The organism is Rhodococcus sp. IEGM 1305, assembly GCF_030058635.1.
Lineage (GTDB): Bacteria > Actinomycetota > Actinomycetes > Mycobacteriales > Mycobacteriaceae > Rhodococcus_F > Rhodococcus_F opacus_D.
This window is the reverse complement of record NZ_JASHKX010000030.1, coordinates 24,586-40,112: the sequence shown is the minus strand read 5'-3', so window position 1 is coordinate 40,112 and position 15,527 is coordinate 24,586. Positions and strand designations below refer to the sequence as shown.

15 protein-coding genes are annotated in these 15,527 nt (G+C 67.4%); 8 read left to right on the top strand and 7 right to left on the bottom strand.

What is annotated here, in order from left to right:
- Window positions 1-88: 88 nt before the first annotated feature.
- The 4 genes from QM693_RS28730 to QM693_RS28715 all read right to left on the bottom strand — a co-directional run bounded on the left by QM693_RS28730 (window position 89) and on the right by QM693_RS28715 (window position 3,409).
- The gene (locus QM693_RS28730) at window positions 89-1,720 is read right to left on the bottom strand and encodes a BCCT family transporter (RefSeq protein ID WP_411194575.1); all 1,632 of its coding nucleotides are present in this window, start codon (window positions 1,718-1,720) and stop codon (window positions 89-91) included.
- 90 nt (window positions 1,721-1,810) lie between these two features.
- On the bottom strand, window positions 1,811-2,242 hold the full coding sequence (locus QM693_RS28725) for a DoxX family protein (protein ID WP_011597793.1): 432 nt from the start codon (window positions 2,240-2,242) through the stop codon (window positions 1,811-1,813).
- A gap of 50 nt (window positions 2,243-2,292) precedes the next feature.
- Entirely contained in the window at window positions 2,293-2,667 is a 375-nt protein-coding gene (locus tag QM693_RS28720; protein WP_105413322.1) for a GntR family transcriptional regulator, read from the bottom strand.
- A 58-nt stretch (window positions 2,668-2,725) separates the two neighbouring features.
- Window positions 2,726-3,409: an NAD(P)H-binding protein gene (locus tag QM693_RS28715; protein WP_283331505.1), complete on the bottom strand. Its 684-nt coding sequence runs from the start codon at window positions 3,407-3,409 to the stop codon at window positions 2,726-2,728.
- Window positions 3,410-3,504: 95 nt separating this feature from the next.
- Here QM693_RS28715 and arsC point away from each other — a divergent pair, with 95 nt between their 5' ends.
- Window positions 3,505-3,852 (top strand): arsenate reductase (glutaredoxin), encoded by a 348-nt coding sequence (gene arsC, locus QM693_RS28710; protein WP_502942682.1) that lies wholly within the window; start codon window positions 3,505-3,507, stop codon window positions 3,850-3,852.
- 66 nt (window positions 3,853-3,918) lie between these two features.
- On the opposite strand, the gene arcA is transcribed toward arsC, so the two are convergent.
- Complete coding sequence (gene arcA, locus QM693_RS28705) at window positions 3,919-5,136, bottom strand: arginine deiminase (RefSeq protein WP_280785082.1); 1,218 nt, start codon at window positions 5,134-5,136, stop codon at window positions 3,919-3,921.
- Window positions 5,137-5,243: 107 nt separating this feature from the next.
- Here arcA and QM693_RS28700 point away from each other — a divergent pair, with 107 nt between their 5' ends.
- Window positions 5,244-5,774 (top strand): nitrobindin family protein, encoded by a 531-nt coding sequence (locus QM693_RS28700; protein WP_280785083.1) that lies wholly within the window; start codon window positions 5,244-5,246, stop codon window positions 5,772-5,774.
- A 42-nt stretch (window positions 5,775-5,816) separates the two neighbouring features.
- Window positions 5,817-6,296: a redox-sensitive transcriptional activator SoxR gene (gene soxR, locus QM693_RS28695; RefSeq protein ID WP_283354013.1), complete on the top strand. Its 480-nt coding sequence runs from the start codon at window positions 5,817-5,819 to the stop codon at window positions 6,294-6,296.
- Window positions 6,297-6,299: 3 nt separating this feature from the next.
- Here soxR and QM693_RS28690 read toward each other — a convergent pair whose 3' ends face one another.
- Both QM693_RS28690 and QM693_RS28685 read right to left on the bottom strand, forming a co-directional pair.
- Entirely contained in the window at window positions 6,300-6,794 is a 495-nt protein-coding gene (locus QM693_RS28690; protein WP_283331507.1) for a DUF2505 domain-containing protein, read from the bottom strand.
- A gap of 50 nt (window positions 6,795-6,844) precedes the next feature.
- Window positions 6,845-7,288: a GNAT family N-acetyltransferase gene (locus tag QM693_RS28685; RefSeq protein ID WP_280785085.1), complete on the bottom strand. Its 444-nt coding sequence runs from the start codon at window positions 7,286-7,288 to the stop codon at window positions 6,845-6,847.
- Window positions 7,289-7,412: 124 nt separating this feature from the next.
- Between QM693_RS28685 and QM693_RS28680 the strand changes: the two genes are divergently transcribed.
- From QM693_RS28680 to QM693_RS28660, 5 genes are all read left to right on the top strand, one after another.
- Window positions 7,413-8,867 carry a wax ester/triacylglycerol synthase domain-containing protein gene (locus tag QM693_RS28680; protein WP_005255408.1) on the top strand — a complete coding sequence of 485 codons (1,455 nt, stop codon included), beginning with the start codon at window positions 7,413-7,415 and terminating at the stop codon, window positions 8,865-8,867.
- Between the two features lie 17 nt (window positions 8,868-8,884).
- The gene (locus QM693_RS28675; protein ID WP_005255406.1) at window positions 8,885-11,143 is read left to right on the top strand and encodes a glycerol-3-phosphate 1-O-acyltransferase; all 2,259 of its coding nucleotides are present in this window, start codon (window positions 8,885-8,887) and stop codon (window positions 11,141-11,143) included.
- 4 nt (window positions 11,144-11,147) lie between these two features.
- Entirely contained in the window at window positions 11,148-12,587 is a 1,440-nt protein-coding gene (locus QM693_RS28670; protein WP_280785088.1) for an HAD-IB family hydrolase, read from the top strand.
- A gap of 181 nt (window positions 12,588-12,768) precedes the next feature.
- On the top strand, window positions 12,769-13,398 hold the full coding sequence (locus QM693_RS28665) for a hypothetical protein (protein ID WP_283354012.1): 630 nt from the start codon (window positions 12,769-12,771) through the stop codon (window positions 13,396-13,398).
- 77 nt (window positions 13,399-13,475) lie between these two features.
- Entirely contained in the window at window positions 13,476-15,524 is a 2,049-nt protein-coding gene (locus QM693_RS28660) for an ABC transporter ATP-binding protein (protein WP_283354011.1), read from the top strand.
- Window positions 15,525-15,527 lie beyond the last annotated feature (3 nt).

Sequence of the window (15,527 nt, the reverse complement as noted above, 5' to 3'; positions counted from 1 at the left end):
CCCGGAATTATCCCAGCTGGCGCCGACCCCGGAATGAGTCGAGCCGCCCGGGTCCCGTGGGACACCGAGCGGCTCGCAGACTGTTTCTCTAGCGGGACGAGATCCGGTCGCGACGACGTTTGGCCGCCACTCTCCGCATCTCTCTCCGCATTTCCCGGCCGTCGACGATCATCTGGTCGCGGGACAGATCCTTGTAGAGCGAGAAACACAACCCGATCATCACGAGGACGAACGGCGCCGCGGCGATGATCGTCATCGTCTGCAGTCCGTCCAGCGCGGTGTCGCCGCCGGTCCACAGAATGAGCGCGGCGACGCCACCGGTGAGCACACCCCAGAACACGACCACCCAGCGCTGCGGTTCCAGCGAACCGCGCTGCGACAGGGTGCCCATCACCATCGATGCGGCGTCGGCGCCGGAGACGAAGAAGATACCGACGAGGATCATCACCAGGACGGTCGTGATGCCGGTGAGCGGCAGGTGGTCGAGCATGCCGAACAGCTGACCCTCCTGGGTGTCCTGTCCGGCGAGGTCGATTCCGTCACGCTGCTCGCTGATCCCGGCACCACCGAAGATCGCGAACCACACGAGGCTCACGGCGCTCGGCACCACGATCACGCCGACCACGAACTGGCGGATGGTCCGGCCGCGGCTGATGCGTGCCAGGAACATGCCGACGAACGGGGTCCAGGAGATCCACCACGCCCAGTAGAAGATGGTCCACGAGGACAACCATTCGCCTGTCGCCGGATCGGACGACGCTCCCGTGCGGGCCGACATCTGCGCAAGCTGCGCGGCGTAGGCGCCGATCGTCGTGGGCAGCAGGTTGAGGATCAGGACCGTCGGTCCCACGACGAACACGAACAGGGCCAAGATGACGGCGAGCACCATGTTGGTGTTGGAGAGCCACTGGATGCCCTTGGCGACACCCGACACGGCGGACGCCACGAACGCGAGGGTCAGCAGGGCGACGATGGCGACCAGCAGGAACGTGCTGACCTCCGACATCCACCCGACGACCTGGAAACCGGACCCGATCTGCAGTGCGCCGAGGCCCAGCGAAGCGGCGGTGCCGAACAGCGTCGCGAAGATCGCGAGGACGTCGATGAACTTCCCGATCGGCCCCTCCGCGCGGCGGCCGAGCAGCGGGATGAAGGCGGAGCTGAACAGCTGCTTGCGACCCTTGCGATACGAGCCGTACGCGATCGACAGTCCGACAACCGCGTACATCGCCCAGGGGTGCAGGCTCCAGTGGAACATGGTGGTGGCCATCGCAGTTCCGATGCCCCCGCTTGAACCCGGAGGGGGTGTCACGTAGTGCGCGAGCGGTTCGGCGACACCGAAGAACATCAGTCCGATGCCCATGCCGGCGCTGAACATCATCGCGATCCAGCTGACCGTCCGGAACTCGGGCTTCTCGCCGTCCTTGCCGAGCGGGATGTGACCGAACTTGCTGAACGCGAGCCACAGTGAGAAGAGGACGAATCCGGACGCCGACAGGACGAACAACCAGCCCATGTCGGTGACCAGCCAGCCGAGTGCCTTGCCGGTCGTGGAGTCGAGATTGTCGGGGGCCACGAGCCCCCAGACGACGATTGCCGAGACCGCGGCGGCAGCGGCGGAGAACACGACGCGGTCGGTGCGAACACCGACCCGTTTGAGCCCTCCGCCGACGCTCGCGTCGGCGGTCTCGGAACCTTGATCAGGCAGATCAGTATTCATTGCCATGAACAACTACGTTGGTCATTTTTGATGGTAAAAGCAAGCTAGCCCATCGCTTCACACCGAATCGAGACCCAGCCTACGGCATCGTTACGCTGCGGTTTTTCCCCATCCCGAGCCTCTTCCGAGAAGCCCGTCGATGCTGAGGCGTCCGGCACCGATCACGGCGAGAAGCAGCGACCCGACGCCGAGTGCGACGACGAGTTCGTACCCGCCGTTCGCGACGAAGACGCCCTTGTCCGCGTGCACCAGAATCAGCGCTCCGAGCATGTCGAGGAACAGCAGAATTCCGGCGATCGGTGTGGCCACCCCCACGATGAGAGCAAATCCACCCGCGAGTTCGATTGTGGCGGCCGCAACAGCCGAAATGTCGGGAAGCGGGACGCCCATGTCGGCGAACGACGCCTGTGTGGCCTTCACTCCGTAGTCGAAGAACTTCTGCCAGCCGTGCGCGACGAAGACGACGCCGAGTCCGATCCGGGCAATCAGTAATGCGAGGTCGCGGAAGAGTGCGGAAGCCATACCGAGTGTCTACCTTTCTGGGGTCACACCTTCTGGATGCGGCGCCGTCCTCATTCGGCGCCGCGGAGAGCGGACTGCACGAAGCCGAGGATCTCCTCGTCGGACACCCCCAGCTTCCGCAGTTCCTGCACATACCGTGTTGCGGCCTTCTCGGCGCCGGCGCGAATGGGGTCACCGCCGCTCGCGATGAACGTGCCCTGCTTGCCCCGGGTTTCGATGACACCCTGCTCGCCGAGTTCCCGGTACGCCTTGGCCACCGTGTTCGGGGCCAGACCCACCTCGACGGCGAGCGCGCGGACCGTGGGAATCTTCGTTCCCGCGATCAGTTGCCCACTGCGCACCTGCTCGATGATCTGCAATCGCAACTGATCGAACGGGGCGGTCGACGAATCCGGATCGATGTCGATGTCCACGGCCGGCGCCACCTCCGTTGTTCCACGCGTTGTATCAGACCGTAGTTGCGCGGTTGCGGCGCCGCAATGCTTACACCGCGGCGACGGCCTCCTCGATCGGTGTCGGGCCGGATGTCAGCATCAGCGTCTTCTTCGCAGTGTTCGGATGGTCGAGGAGCGCCGCGACCACTGCGGCGACGTCGGCGCGCGGGACGGTGCCGCGCTCGAGGGGAGGCGCAGTGAGCGTGACGTGACCCGTCGGGTCGTCGTCGAGCAGACCGCCCGGACGCAGAATCGTCCAGTCGAGGTGGGTGCGGGCGCGCAGGTCTTCCTCGGCGGCCGTCTTCGCGACGAGGTAGGCCGCGAACACCTCGTCAGTGCCCTCGGGGATCGGCTCCCCCGCCCCGAACGAACTGATCTGGACGAATCGCCGCGTTCCCGCCTTCTCGGCGGCGTCCGCGAGGAGAACCGCGGCCCCGCGATCGACGGTGTCCTTGCGGGCGATGCCGCTGCCCGGGCCTGCGCCCGCGGCGAAGACCGCGGCGTCCGCACCGACGAGCGTCTTCGCGACGTCGTCCGCGTTCGCCCTCTCCAGATCGATCACCACCGGTTCGGCGCCGAGCGCCGCCACCTCGTGCTCGTGATCGGGGTTGCGGATCAGCGCGACCGCGCGGTCACCGCGCGCGGTGAGAATCTTGATGAGGTGACGGGCGATCTTCCCGTGCCCACCCGCGATGACGATGCGCCGCGGAGTCGCGTCCCTGTGCTCGGCCATGATCGATCTCCCTCTTTCGTCGACTATTCACGAGTTACTACCCTGGTTCAGCGCTCCCTGCGGGCAGGTTTGTTCCCCGGTGCAGAATGTCGGGTATGGCGAACACCGCGACCATCTACCACAACCAGCGATGCAACACGTCCCGCACCGTCCTCGGACTGATCCGGGACGCGGGCATCGAACCGACCGTCGTGAAGTACCTCGAGACCCCGCCCTCACGGGACGGGTTGCGCAAACTACTCGACGACGCCGGGCTGAAGCCGAGTGAGGCGGTCCGCAAGAAGGAGACCGTCTTCAAGGAACTCGGGCTCGCCGAGGCGTCGGAGGACCAACTGCTGGAGGCGATGGTGGACAACCCCATCCTCATCGAGCGGCCCATCGTCGTGACGGACAAGGGCACCGTCCTCGCCCGCCCGGCCGAGAAGGTCCGCGAGGTCCTCTAGGCGCTGCGCGCTCGTGCGCCTTTCTGGTAGTAGGAGCAACCAAAAAGGCGCACGGGCGCGCAGCGCCTACAGCGGGTCACGGGCCACCGGACAGGACATGCAGCGGGGCCCGCCGCGGCCGGAGCCGAGTTCGGAACCGGCGATCCGCAGTACCTCGATGCCCGACGCCTCGAGCCGGGCGTTGGTCTCGACGTTCCGTTCGTACGCGACGACGACGCCGGGTGCGAGTGCGAGCGTGTTGTTTCCGTCGTCCCATTGCTCGCGTTCGGCGGTGACGTTGTCGAGTCCGGTGTCGATGACGCGCAGCTTGCCGATGCCCATGGCCTCGGCGGCGGCGGTCAGGAACGGATCGGCTCCGCGGATCGACACACCCTTGTCCTCGCGGTGAATGGTGAACGCCGACAGCGTGTCCTGAATGATCGGGTACATCACGACGGCGTCGTGATCGACCATCGTGCACACGGTGTCGAGGTGCATCGACGCCCGGGCCTGCGCGATGGGCACCACCAGCACGGTGTGTGCCAATTCGTCCTCGAAGACGCTGCGCGCCAACGCCTCGGCGCCTGCCGGTGTGGTGCGCTCCCCCACCCCGACGGCGACGACTCCCGGTGCGAGGAGCAGGACGTCGCCGCCTTCGACGGGAGCCGTGTGGGATTCGTAGGCGCGCCGGGCGCCGCGGAAACGCGGGTGATGGGCGTAGATGATGTCGGTGAGGGACGTTTCGCGGACGCGGGCGGGCAGGGCGAGGGACGTGATCGCCACGCGGGGTCCGATCCAGAACGACGAGTCCCGGGTGAACAGCAGGTTGGGCAGCGGGTCGATGACGAAGTCGCCGCCGTGGTGCATGCGCCGGACCAGCGACGCCGTGTTGGCGGCGACGGGGAGTTCGTCGAAGGTCATGCCCGCGGTGAGGATGGTGGACAGGTCGGGGGCCGGGACACCGCGGAGGTGTGCGGCCAGTTCCTGCGCCAGGGTGTGCCCGAGTTTGCGTGGGTCGACGGCCGCGCCGATGCCCTGTATACGGGCGGCGCCGCTGGCGCCGAGCGTCTCGGTGAGCAGGTCGGACAGCAGCAGGACCTCGACGCCGCGGCTGCGCAGGAGGTCCGCGAACGCGTCGTGTTCTTCCTGCGCGCGGTCGACCCAGGGCAGTCCGTCGAAGAGCAGTTGGTCGTTGTTGCGGGGCGTGAGCCGCTTCAGTTCGTCTCCGGGACGGTGCAGGAGGACGGCACGCAGCTGCCCGACTTCGGAGTTGGCCCCCAGCGGTGCAGAACCGGACGCGTTCATGATTAGACGGTAATGCCGGCGGGCCCGGCAGGCACGCTCAAACACTCCGTCGCCGACCGTGTCCCTCGGCGCCGCAGGCGAGTACCGTGAAACGGCGGAGGTATCTCATGGACGAGAACGCGACTCTCTCGCCGGCGCACTCGGATGCGGCGGCGAGTTCGTCTGCGAACACGCCGCCCTTTCCGTCCGTGCCCTCCGCCCTGGCGCCGTTCGCCGGTCTGTGGCGCGGCGAGGGCGAGGGCGCGTACCCGACGATCGACAACTTCGCATACACCGAGGAGATCGAATTCGCCCCCACCGGTAAACCGTTCCTGGCGTACCGGTCTCGGACGAAGGAGGTGGGCAGCGGTCGGCCGTTGCACTCGGAGTCCGGGTTCCTGCGGCTCGTCGCCGAGGACGAGGCGGAACTGCTCGTGGCCCAGCCGACCGGATTCACCGAGATCCACCGTGGTCAGGTCCGGGAGGGGACCATCGAGTTGTCGATGGTGGTGCTGAGCGCGTCCCCGGACGCGAAACCGGTGCACAGCATCCGGCGACAGTTGTCGGTGCGCGGCGGCGACCTCACGTACGACCTGTGGATGGCGCACGACCTGACTCCGCTCACGCATCACCTGCACGGACATCTCCGCCGCGACTGACCTCGAGTATTGTTCAGGTAACCGTGTGAAAGGTTGCCTGTCGTGGAGATGCCCGAGTGGAGAGCCAAGGAACTGACGCCGGGGCAGCTGTCGGAGCGCAGTGGCGTGGCGGTGTCGGCGTTGCACTTCTACGAGCGCGAGGGGCTGATCACCAGCAGGCGGACGTCCGGCAATCAGCGTCGATATCGCAGGGACACGCTGCGGCGGGTCGCGTTCATCCGCATCGCCCAGCGGGTCGGGATTCCGCTGGCCGAGATCCGGGGCGCCCTTGCGACCCTTCCCGAGGGCAGGACGCCGAACCGGAAGGATTGGGAGAAGCTCTCGACGCGGTGGCATGCGGATCTGGATCAGCGGATCGAGCAGCTGATCCGGCTCCGCGACAACCTGACCGGCTGCATCGGCTGCGGGTGCCTCTCGCTCGGGAGCTGCGCGATCGTCAACAGCCACGACCGGCTGGGCACGGCGGGGCCGGGGGCCCGCACGCTGGACGTCGAACTCGACGGCCCGGCGTCCGGGGTGTGAGCGTCAGCTGTCGCCGAGCCACTTCTCGATCGCGTCGCGGTCCTGCCCGACCATGTCGCCGACCAGCTTCCTGACGAGGGACTCGATCTGTCCGCCGACGAGCGGGATCTTGACCTGAACCGATCCGGCGACGTCCAGGACGGTGACGTCGCCGGACGCGCGGAGCACTGACGTGCACTCGATCTTCACCGGGATCCCGGTGGAGCTGCCACTGATCCGGCCGTCGGCGTGGTCGCCGTCGAGGGCACCCCATTCGTCGGCGCGCTCGACCTTCAGTTCGCCCGAGACGACTTTGCGGACCAGCCCGGGGAGGGAGGACGCGCCGATGCTGTCGCGCATCGTCGCCGTCAGGGTGCCGGGGCCGCGGCTGTCGTCGAGGGTGAGTTTCTCCGGCGCCTCGTCGAACCGGTGCTGCCAGAACGCCCGATCCGTCACGGTCGCGTGCACCCGGTCGATGGGGTACGCGATCTGTTCGGAGTAGTCGAAGCTTTTCGCCATGACGGCAGCCTACGACAACTCGGTGAGTGGTGACGGAGTCCAGAGACTCGTCAGCCACGCACGGGCGCGGAGCGCCTCATCGGCAGGTGGTCGATGCCGGCTTCGAGGTAGTTCTCGCCGGTTCTGCGAAAACCGTAACGGCCGTACCAGTTTTCGAGGTAGGCCTGGGCGGAGATCTCGACGGGGCCCGGGAATGCCTCGAACACGGCTTCGAGCAGCTGACCCGCGAGTCCACGCCCGCGGGCGTGGGTAGCGGTGGCGACGCGTCCGAGGTGCAGTGTCGGTTCGTCGGCCAGCACACGCAGTGTCGCGAGAACCTCGCCGTCCTCCTCCGCCCAGAACTGGGTGGTGGTCGGTTCGAGGTCGCGTCCGTCGAGTTCGGGTTCCGACACGATGCCCTGCTCGAAGACGAACACGTCGGTCCGCAGGACCATGATCCGGTAGAGGGTGGCCGGGTCGATCCTGTCGAGCGTCGCGTGGTGGAGAGTCGGCACGTCCTCACCTTAGACAGAAAGTCCGGTGCGCAATCCGCCAGAACCAGGGACGCGATCTGCGGGGCGGGTCCACACTGGAAAAGCAGCAGCTGAGGGCAACTCGAGCAACCGAATGAGGGTGGGCATGGCCGACGGCGAACCTCTGATACCGCCGAGTGCCGTCGACGTGGATTTCTCCGACGTCGCCTGGGGAGCGGACCGCACGATGTCCGACTTCGAGACCGGGATGTGGCGGATGGAGGAGGTGCAGCCGAAGCTGCGCTCACCGATCGTCGCGGTCGACGTCCTCGACAAACCGCCGGACTGGGACCGGCTGGTGCGCGCCCACGAATGGGCGTCGCACATGGTGCCGCGGATCCGGATGCGGGTGGTGGAGCCGACGCTGCGGCTGGGCAATCCGATGTGGTCGGTCGACCCCGAGTTCGACCTCGACTATCACCTGTCGCGGGTGCGACTGCCGGAGCCGGCGACGTTCGACCACGCGCTCCGGATGTGCAGGCACATGGCGACCGAGCCGTTCGACCGCGCCCGGCCGCCGTGGAGCGCGATGCTCATCGAGGGACTCGACGACGGCCGCGCCGTCTACGTGGTGAAGACGCACCACAGCATCACGGACGGGCTCGGCGGCATCCAGTTGATGACGCTGCTGCACAGCAGGCGCCCCGAACCGTCGCCGGACAAACCGGATCGGCCCGCGCCGTTGCCGGAGCAGATGTCGGGCGGCGGCGCCCTGTTCGAGCAGGCACTCGACACCGTGCGCAGCGCCCCCGGCCGTCTCGGCGGCCTGATCCGCGGAGCGGTGCGGACGGCGATGACCGTCGTCGGCGACCCGGTGGGCAGTGTCACGGAGGTCGCCGGGTACGCGAACTCGATCCGGAGGGTGGTGACCCCTCCCCCGACCACGGGTTCGGACCTGCTGCGCGACCGCGGACTCGGACGCTGGTTCGGGGTGCTCGAGGTGGGTGTCGACGAACTGCGTTCCGCGGCTCACGTCTCCGGTGGGTCGCTGAACGACGCGTACGTGGCGGCCCTGCTGGGCGGCTTCCGCCGCTACCACGAATCGTTCGGCCGCGACCTCGAGACGATTCCGGTGGGCATGCCGGTGAGCATGCGTTCGGCGTCGGATCCGACGGGCGGCAACCGGTTCGCCGCGGCCCGATTCGCCGGACCGGTCGGTGAACGCGACCCGGTCGCGCGGATCAAGAAGGTGCGCGCGATCATCCTGGGGCTGCGCCAGGAACCCGCACTCGGACTGCTGGATTCGGCCGCCCCCCTTCTGGTCCGGCTTCCGACGGTGGTGCTGGCGAACTGGTACCTCTCACAGTCGACGGGTCTCGATCTGCAGGCCAGCAACGTCGCCGGGGTCCCCGTGCCCGTGTATCTGGCGGGTGCCCGGATCGAGCGGATGTTCCCGTTCGGCCCGGCCCCCGGCTGTGCGGTCATGGCCACCCTCGTCTCCCACGTCGGCACGTGTTGCATCGGCGTCAATCTCGACACCGCCGCCGTCACCGAGCCGGCGCGGTTCATGCAGTGCCTGCAGGAGAGTCTCGACGAGATCGTCGAACTGGGCCGCGGGTGAAAGGAAAGGCTGGCGCGATGGACGAGCACACGACACGGCCACGGGTCTACCTCATCGAGACGATGAGCGACATGGAGGACGACGTTCTCCGCACGTGGCTGGAGCGGCAGGCGAACGACTCCGGTCAGCCGCCTCCGACGGTCCGCGTCACCGACCAGGCCCTCGCCGATCTCGTGCGCCGGAAGGATGATCCGCTGCTCACCCCGCTCCGGGTGGTGTGGCTGCCGAAGGAGACCCATCCGGACGGCGCGCAACGATTCCGGGAGACGCTGTCGCTGCGGGATCCGCTGCACCCCGGCCAGAACATGCAGCGCCGGGTGATGCGCGACGACCCGGCCCGGTGCCAGGTCCTGGAAGGCGACCCGGCCCCGCTCAGCGACCTCGAACGCCGGCTCGCGGAGAACGGCGGCGGGTCGCTTCCGGACTTCATTCGCCGCCAGGCCGCGCTGACCCTCGAGCGGGCCGAGCGCACCCTGCTGGGCACGCAGTACAAGGTGTCGAGGTTCGTCGTCGACGAGATCACCGACGCCAGCCGATACCACGACGGCACCCGGGAGCTGTCCGCGAAGTTGAACGTCCCCGTCGCCGAGGTGGATCGCCGGGCCCGTGGGGCACTGGACGAGATGGTCGCCGCGCAGAGCAGGCGCGCCATCGCGCTGTGGGACCAGTTGGGCCGCTACTTCTCCCGCGCCTACCGTCTCGACGTCGACACCACCCGGCTCGACGAACTGCGGGAGTTGAACAAGGAGCATTCCCTGGTGTTCCTGCCGAGCCACCGCTCGTACCTCGATCCGCTGGTGCTGCGGCCGGCGCTGCTGGCGAACGACCTTCCGCTCAATCACGTGATGGGCGGTCTGAACATCAACTTCTGGCCGATCGGACCGATCGGCAAGCGCAGCGGCACCGTGTTCATCCGCCGGAAGATCGAGGGCGACGAGATCTACAAGTGGACGCTCCGCGAGTACATGCGCTATCTCCTCACGAAACGGTTCAACCTCGAGTGGTACATCGAGGGCGGGCGCAGCCGCACCGGGAAGTTGCGGCCGCCGCGGTTCGGTCTGCTCAACTACCTCGCGAAGGCCTTCCAGGACAGTGGCATGTCCGACGTGTACCTCGTCCCGGTGTCACTGACCTACGACCAGCTGTACGAGGTCGGAGCGATGGCGGCGGAGGCGCACGGCCAGGCGAAGAGCAAGGAGAGTCTGCGGTGGCTCTTCGGATACGTTCGGGCACAGGGTCAACGGCACGGTGTCGCGCACGTCAACGTCGGCAGGCCGATGTCACTGGCGGACTACCTCGGCCAGGAGGACGACCTGCGGCTGGCGGTGCAGAAGACGGCGTTCGAGGTGTGTCACCGCATCAACGAGGTCACGCCCGTCACGGCGTCGTCGCTCGTCATGCTCGCGTTCCTCGGCATCGAGGACCGGGCGCTCACCGTCGCCGAGGTCGGTGCCATTCTCGGACCACTGGTGGACTACATCACGGCGCGCGCGTTGCCGACCGCGGGCGATGTGGACCTGACCGATCCGCAGGTGATCCGCAAGGCCGTGCGGACCCATCTCGATTCCGGGGTGCTGCGGAGTTTCGATCAGGGCAGCGAACGGGTGTTCTACCTCGGACGGGATCAGCATCTCGTGGCAGCGTTCTACCGCAACAACACCATTCATTTCCTAGTGATGCGGGCGATCGCGGAAATGGTGCTGCGGGCGGCGGTCGACCAGAAGTTCACCGACCCGCTGAACGACGGATGGGATCTGGCGCTGCGCATTCGCGATCTCCTCAAGTTCGAATTCTTCTTCAGCGAGAAAGACAGCTTCCGGAAGGAACTGCGGGCCGAACTGGATCTGATCGACCCGGCGTGGGAGTCGAACCTGGGCGATCCGCAGCATGCAGCGAACCTGTTGTCCGGGATGCGGATTCATCTGGCGCACCGGGTTCTGCAACCGTTCCTGGAGGCGTACGCCGTGGTCGCGGGCCAGTTACTCCGGACTCCGGTGGACCGGAAGTTCGACGAGAAGGCCTTCATGACGTCGTGCCTCGCGCTCGCCGAGCAGCGGCGTCTCCGGCAGCAGATCGGGAGCAGCGAGTCGATTTCGGCCGAACTGTTCACGACCGCGCTCAAGCTGGCGCGAAACCGTGGCCTGGTCGAACCGAATGCCGAGAACATGGCGGCCCGGCGGGTCGAGTTCGACGCCGAACTCCAGACCCTGATCGATCAGGTGCTGCGCATCCGAGCGATCGCGCACGAGAATCTCGGTCAGATGGGTGGTAGGTGAGTAGATGAGCGATCTCCGCAGTCTCCACGACGACATCGCGGCCGCCGTTCCCGGCCCGGGCACCCTCGCCGCGTTCGACCTGGATGGCACCTTGATCAGCGGGTACTCCGCGAGCGTCGTCTATCGGGATCGCCTGCGTCGCTTCGACATCAGCGTGGCCGAGCTTCTGCGCACCACTGGCGCCGCGGTGGAGACCCGCTTCCGGGGTGCCGATATCGGCAACCTGATGCGCATCGGAGTGCAGAGCCTGGCCGGGCGCATGGAGGACGAGATGCAGGAGTGGGGGCAGCGGCTGTTCCGCCAGGAGATCGCGAGGATGATCTTCTCGGAGGTCCGCGGACTGCTCGCCGCGCACCGGCACGCCGGTCACCGGGTGGTGATGGCCACCTCCGCCACCCCCTATCAGGCACTGTCGGTGGCCGCGGACCTCGACATCGACGCCGAGGACGTGCTGTGCACCCGGCCCGCGGTTCTGGACGGAATGCTCACCGGGAAGCTCGAATCGCCGCCGCTGTGGGGTCCGGCCAAGGCCGAGGCGCTGCGCGAGTACGCCGACAAGCACGGAGCGGATCTGGGTGACAGCTTCGCGTACTCCAACGGCGCAGAAGATGTTCCGATGCTGAAGTCGGTGGGGCATCCCGTGGCGCTGAACCCCGACCGCAAACTGGCGGCGACCGCGCGGCAGAACGGGTGGCCGTCGGTGAATCTGCGACCTCCGGAGAGCGGCGCCGACCCGATGTCCATCGCCCGCACCACCACCGCGATCGGCGCTCTGATGGGGGCGGCCGCGTTCGGTGTCTCCGCCGGCCTGCTCACCCAGAACCGGCAGACGGGCGCCAACCTGGTCGGCAGCTTCGGCCCGGATCTCGCGCTCGCGATCTGTGGGATCAACGTGCGTATCAAGGGCAAGGAGAACGCCTGGTCGGCCAGGCCCGCGGTCTTCATGTTCAATCACCAGAGTTCGCTCGACATGCTGGTGATCGGCAGCGTCATCCGGCGCGACGTCACCGGCGTCGCGAAGAAGGAGGCCGCGCGCGATCCCCGGTTCATTCCCGTGGGGGCGCTGCTCGACGTCGCGTACATCGACAGGGCGGACAGCACGAAGGCGAGGGCTGCCCTCCGCCCGGCCGTGGAGAAACTGCAGTCCGGCATCTCCATCGCGATCGCCCCCGAGGGCACCCGATCGCCGACTCCGCGTCTCGGCAAGTTCAAGAAGGGCGGATTCCATCTGGCGATGCAGGCGGGAGTGCCGATCGTACCGATCGTCATCCACAACGCGGGCGAACGGATGTGGCGGAACTCGCTCGTCGCGCACCCCGGCACCGTCGATGTCGACGTCCTCGCACCTGTGCCGACCGAGGGCTGGAACCTCGCGGATCTCGACCGGCACGTCGACGAAGTGCGCACCCTGTTCGAGGACTGCCTGCACGCCGGGCATCGCTGAAAGCTCTTCGAACAACGTTCCCGAAGGATGTAGAGAACCTCGATCGAAGCTCACCAACGCAGTGGCCCGGTTCAGCGCTCGCGACGGGGTGTCGCAACCGAGTAGTCGACTACGCGCGACGGGTCGCCGGCCGTACGGGACAGTCGGGGTGAACCGGTGATGCGTCGAAGGGAGCAGGACGATGAGCGAGCGTGACGGCGTCAAGCCTCCCGATCGAACGGACGTGCGGCGCCACGAGTTTCGGCTCAGTATGCTCGTGGCCTCGATGGCCGTTGTCGGCACCCTGATCGGCTCCGTGTGCGGAGGGGTGTTCACCTTGCTGAACACCTCGAATCAGGTGGAGGCGACGGTGAACCAATCCTCGAACGAGTTTCTGCGGACGCAGCGGCAGCAGATCTACTCGGAGCTCCTGACCGCGGCCAACGAGGTGAGCATCACGTCGGGTTCCGTCTCGGTGGCATTCGACCACTTCGACGGACCCTACCTCCTGACCGTGCTCGCCGAAGTCCTCCGCCCGCTGCCGCAACAGAACGTCGTCCTCGGCTCGAAGTTCACGGCGGTGGAGCTGATCGGATCCGAACCGGTGGTGGAATCGGCACGGCGCATGGTGGTCGAATACCTGGCAGGATCCGAGACGGTCGGCTGGCTGAGCACCGACTTCGCGACGGATGACGCCGTGTCTGCGGACGCCCTGTCCACCCGCCAACAACAGTTCGCCGACCACTTCCAGGCCGGGATGAGCGCCCAGGAAGATTTCCTCGCCGCGGTGCGAGGCGAACTCGGCATCCCCGAGCACGGGGACCTACCGTAACCACCGGACCGGAGCAGCACGACGGGGCCGCGTCGAATCGGCTCGCCAGGACCGCGGCGGATGGGCACGATGGGGAGATGCCCGCGACCGGTCCCACATCCACACAGCAGGCCTCGGAGGCACCCGCCGAGCCTTCGCTGCTCCCCCGCATCTGGGCGCTCCTGCATCCCTACCGCGGGTGGCTGGTGCTCGTCGCGGCCGCCATCGTCGTGTCCTCACTGCTGGGCATCGTGAATCCCTTCCTCACGAAGGCGGTGTTCGACCGCGCACTGTTTCCCACCGACGGCAGCGGTGTCCATCTGACACTGCTGCTGTGGCTGGTCGTGGCCATGATCGCGGTGACGCTCACGGGTTCGCTGATCGGCGTCGGCCAGAGCTACCTCACCACCAAGGTCGGCAACCTGTCGATGGCGGATCTGCGGGAGCGTCTGTTCGCCCACCTCGAAAAGATGGAACTGGCGTTCTTCACGTCGACCAAGACCGGCTCGATCCAATCGCGTCTGGCCAACGACGTCGGTGGGGTGCGGTCGGTCCTCACGTCCACGGCGTCGAGCATCCTGTCGAACGTCGTGACCGTGACCGCGTCCCTCATCGCGATGCTGCTGCTGTCGTGGCAGCTGACGCTTCTTGCGGTCGCACTGCTCCCCGGCTTCGTCTACCTGCAGCGACGGGTCGGCGCCCGGCGACGTGTTCTGGCGCGCAAGACGCAGGAGTCGTTGTCGGACATGACCGCGATCACCGAGGAGTCGCTGAGCGTCTCGGGTGTTCTGCTGACGAAGGTGTTCAACCAGGCCGACACCGAACTCGACCGGTATCGGATCGAGAACGCGCGGCAGACCGAACTGCAGGTGCGGCAGGCCATGACGGGTCAGGGCTTCTTCGCCGTCGTCAGCTCGTTCATGGCGATCACTCCCGCACTCGTCTACCTGCTGGCGGGGTATCTCGTCAGCGGCGGTTCCGCGGCGCTCTCGGCGGGCACACTCGTCGCGTTCTCGACCCTGCAGGCCAGGTTGCTGCAACCGTTGGTCTCGCTGATGCGGGTCACCCTCGACGTCCAGACGTCGATGGCGTTGTTCCGCCGCATCTTCGAGTACCTCGACCTGCAACCCGAGATCGTGAACCGCCCGGACGCCGTCGAGTTGCCCGCGGACTCCCCCGGACGGGTGGAGTTGGACGCCGTGTACTTCGCGTATCCCGCGCCCGTCCGGCTTGCCACCGCCGACCCCGACCCGGTGGCACTGCGCAGCCTGGGGCGCGGCGGTGGGGGCGGCGGCATGCGCGGCGTCACGACCGTCGCTCCTCGCTTCCCGGCCGCGGTGGCGCCCGACACCGAACCGGCGGAACGTCGCAGCCGGCGCTGGGCGGTGGCGGGCACGTCCCTGGAGATCGAGCCGGGTCAGCTCGCCGCCTTCGTCGGGCCGTCCGGCGCAGGCAAGACCACGCTCTGTTATCTCGTCCCGCGCCTGTACGAGGTGGACAGTGGCGCCGTCCGCGTCGACGGCTACGACGTGCGCGACCTGACCATGAGCTCGCTCGCCGAGGCGGTCGGAATGGTTACCCAGGACCCGTATCTGTTCCACGCCTCGATCGCCGACAACCTTCGATACGCCAAACCGGACGCGACCGATGCCGAACTGCAGGCCGCCGCGGCGGCCGCCAACATTCACGACCGCATCCTCGGATTCGACGACGGATACGACACCCTGGTGGGCGAACGTGGATTCCGCCTGTCCGGTGGCGAGAAGCAGCGATTGGCCATCGCGCGGGTGCTGCTGAAGAACCCCCGCGTCTTGATCCTCGACGAGGCGACGTCCGCACTCGACACGGTTTCCGAGAGACTCGTCCAGCGGGCACTCGGTGAGGTGATGCGCGGACGCACCACCCTCGCGATCGCCCACCGGCTGTCCACCATTCAGCACGCCGACGTGATCTTCGTGATCGACGAGGGAACGCTGATCGAACGCGGAACGCACACCGAACTCCTTGCACGGCAAGGGTTGTACGCGCGGCTCCACGCCGAGCAGTTCGGCGGCGGGCAGGTCGAGTGCCGGTGCACCGACGGCGTCCGATTCACCGACGGGACGGTGCTGGCCCCGAGCGCCCCCGGTCGGGGCGGAGAGTTCTAGCTC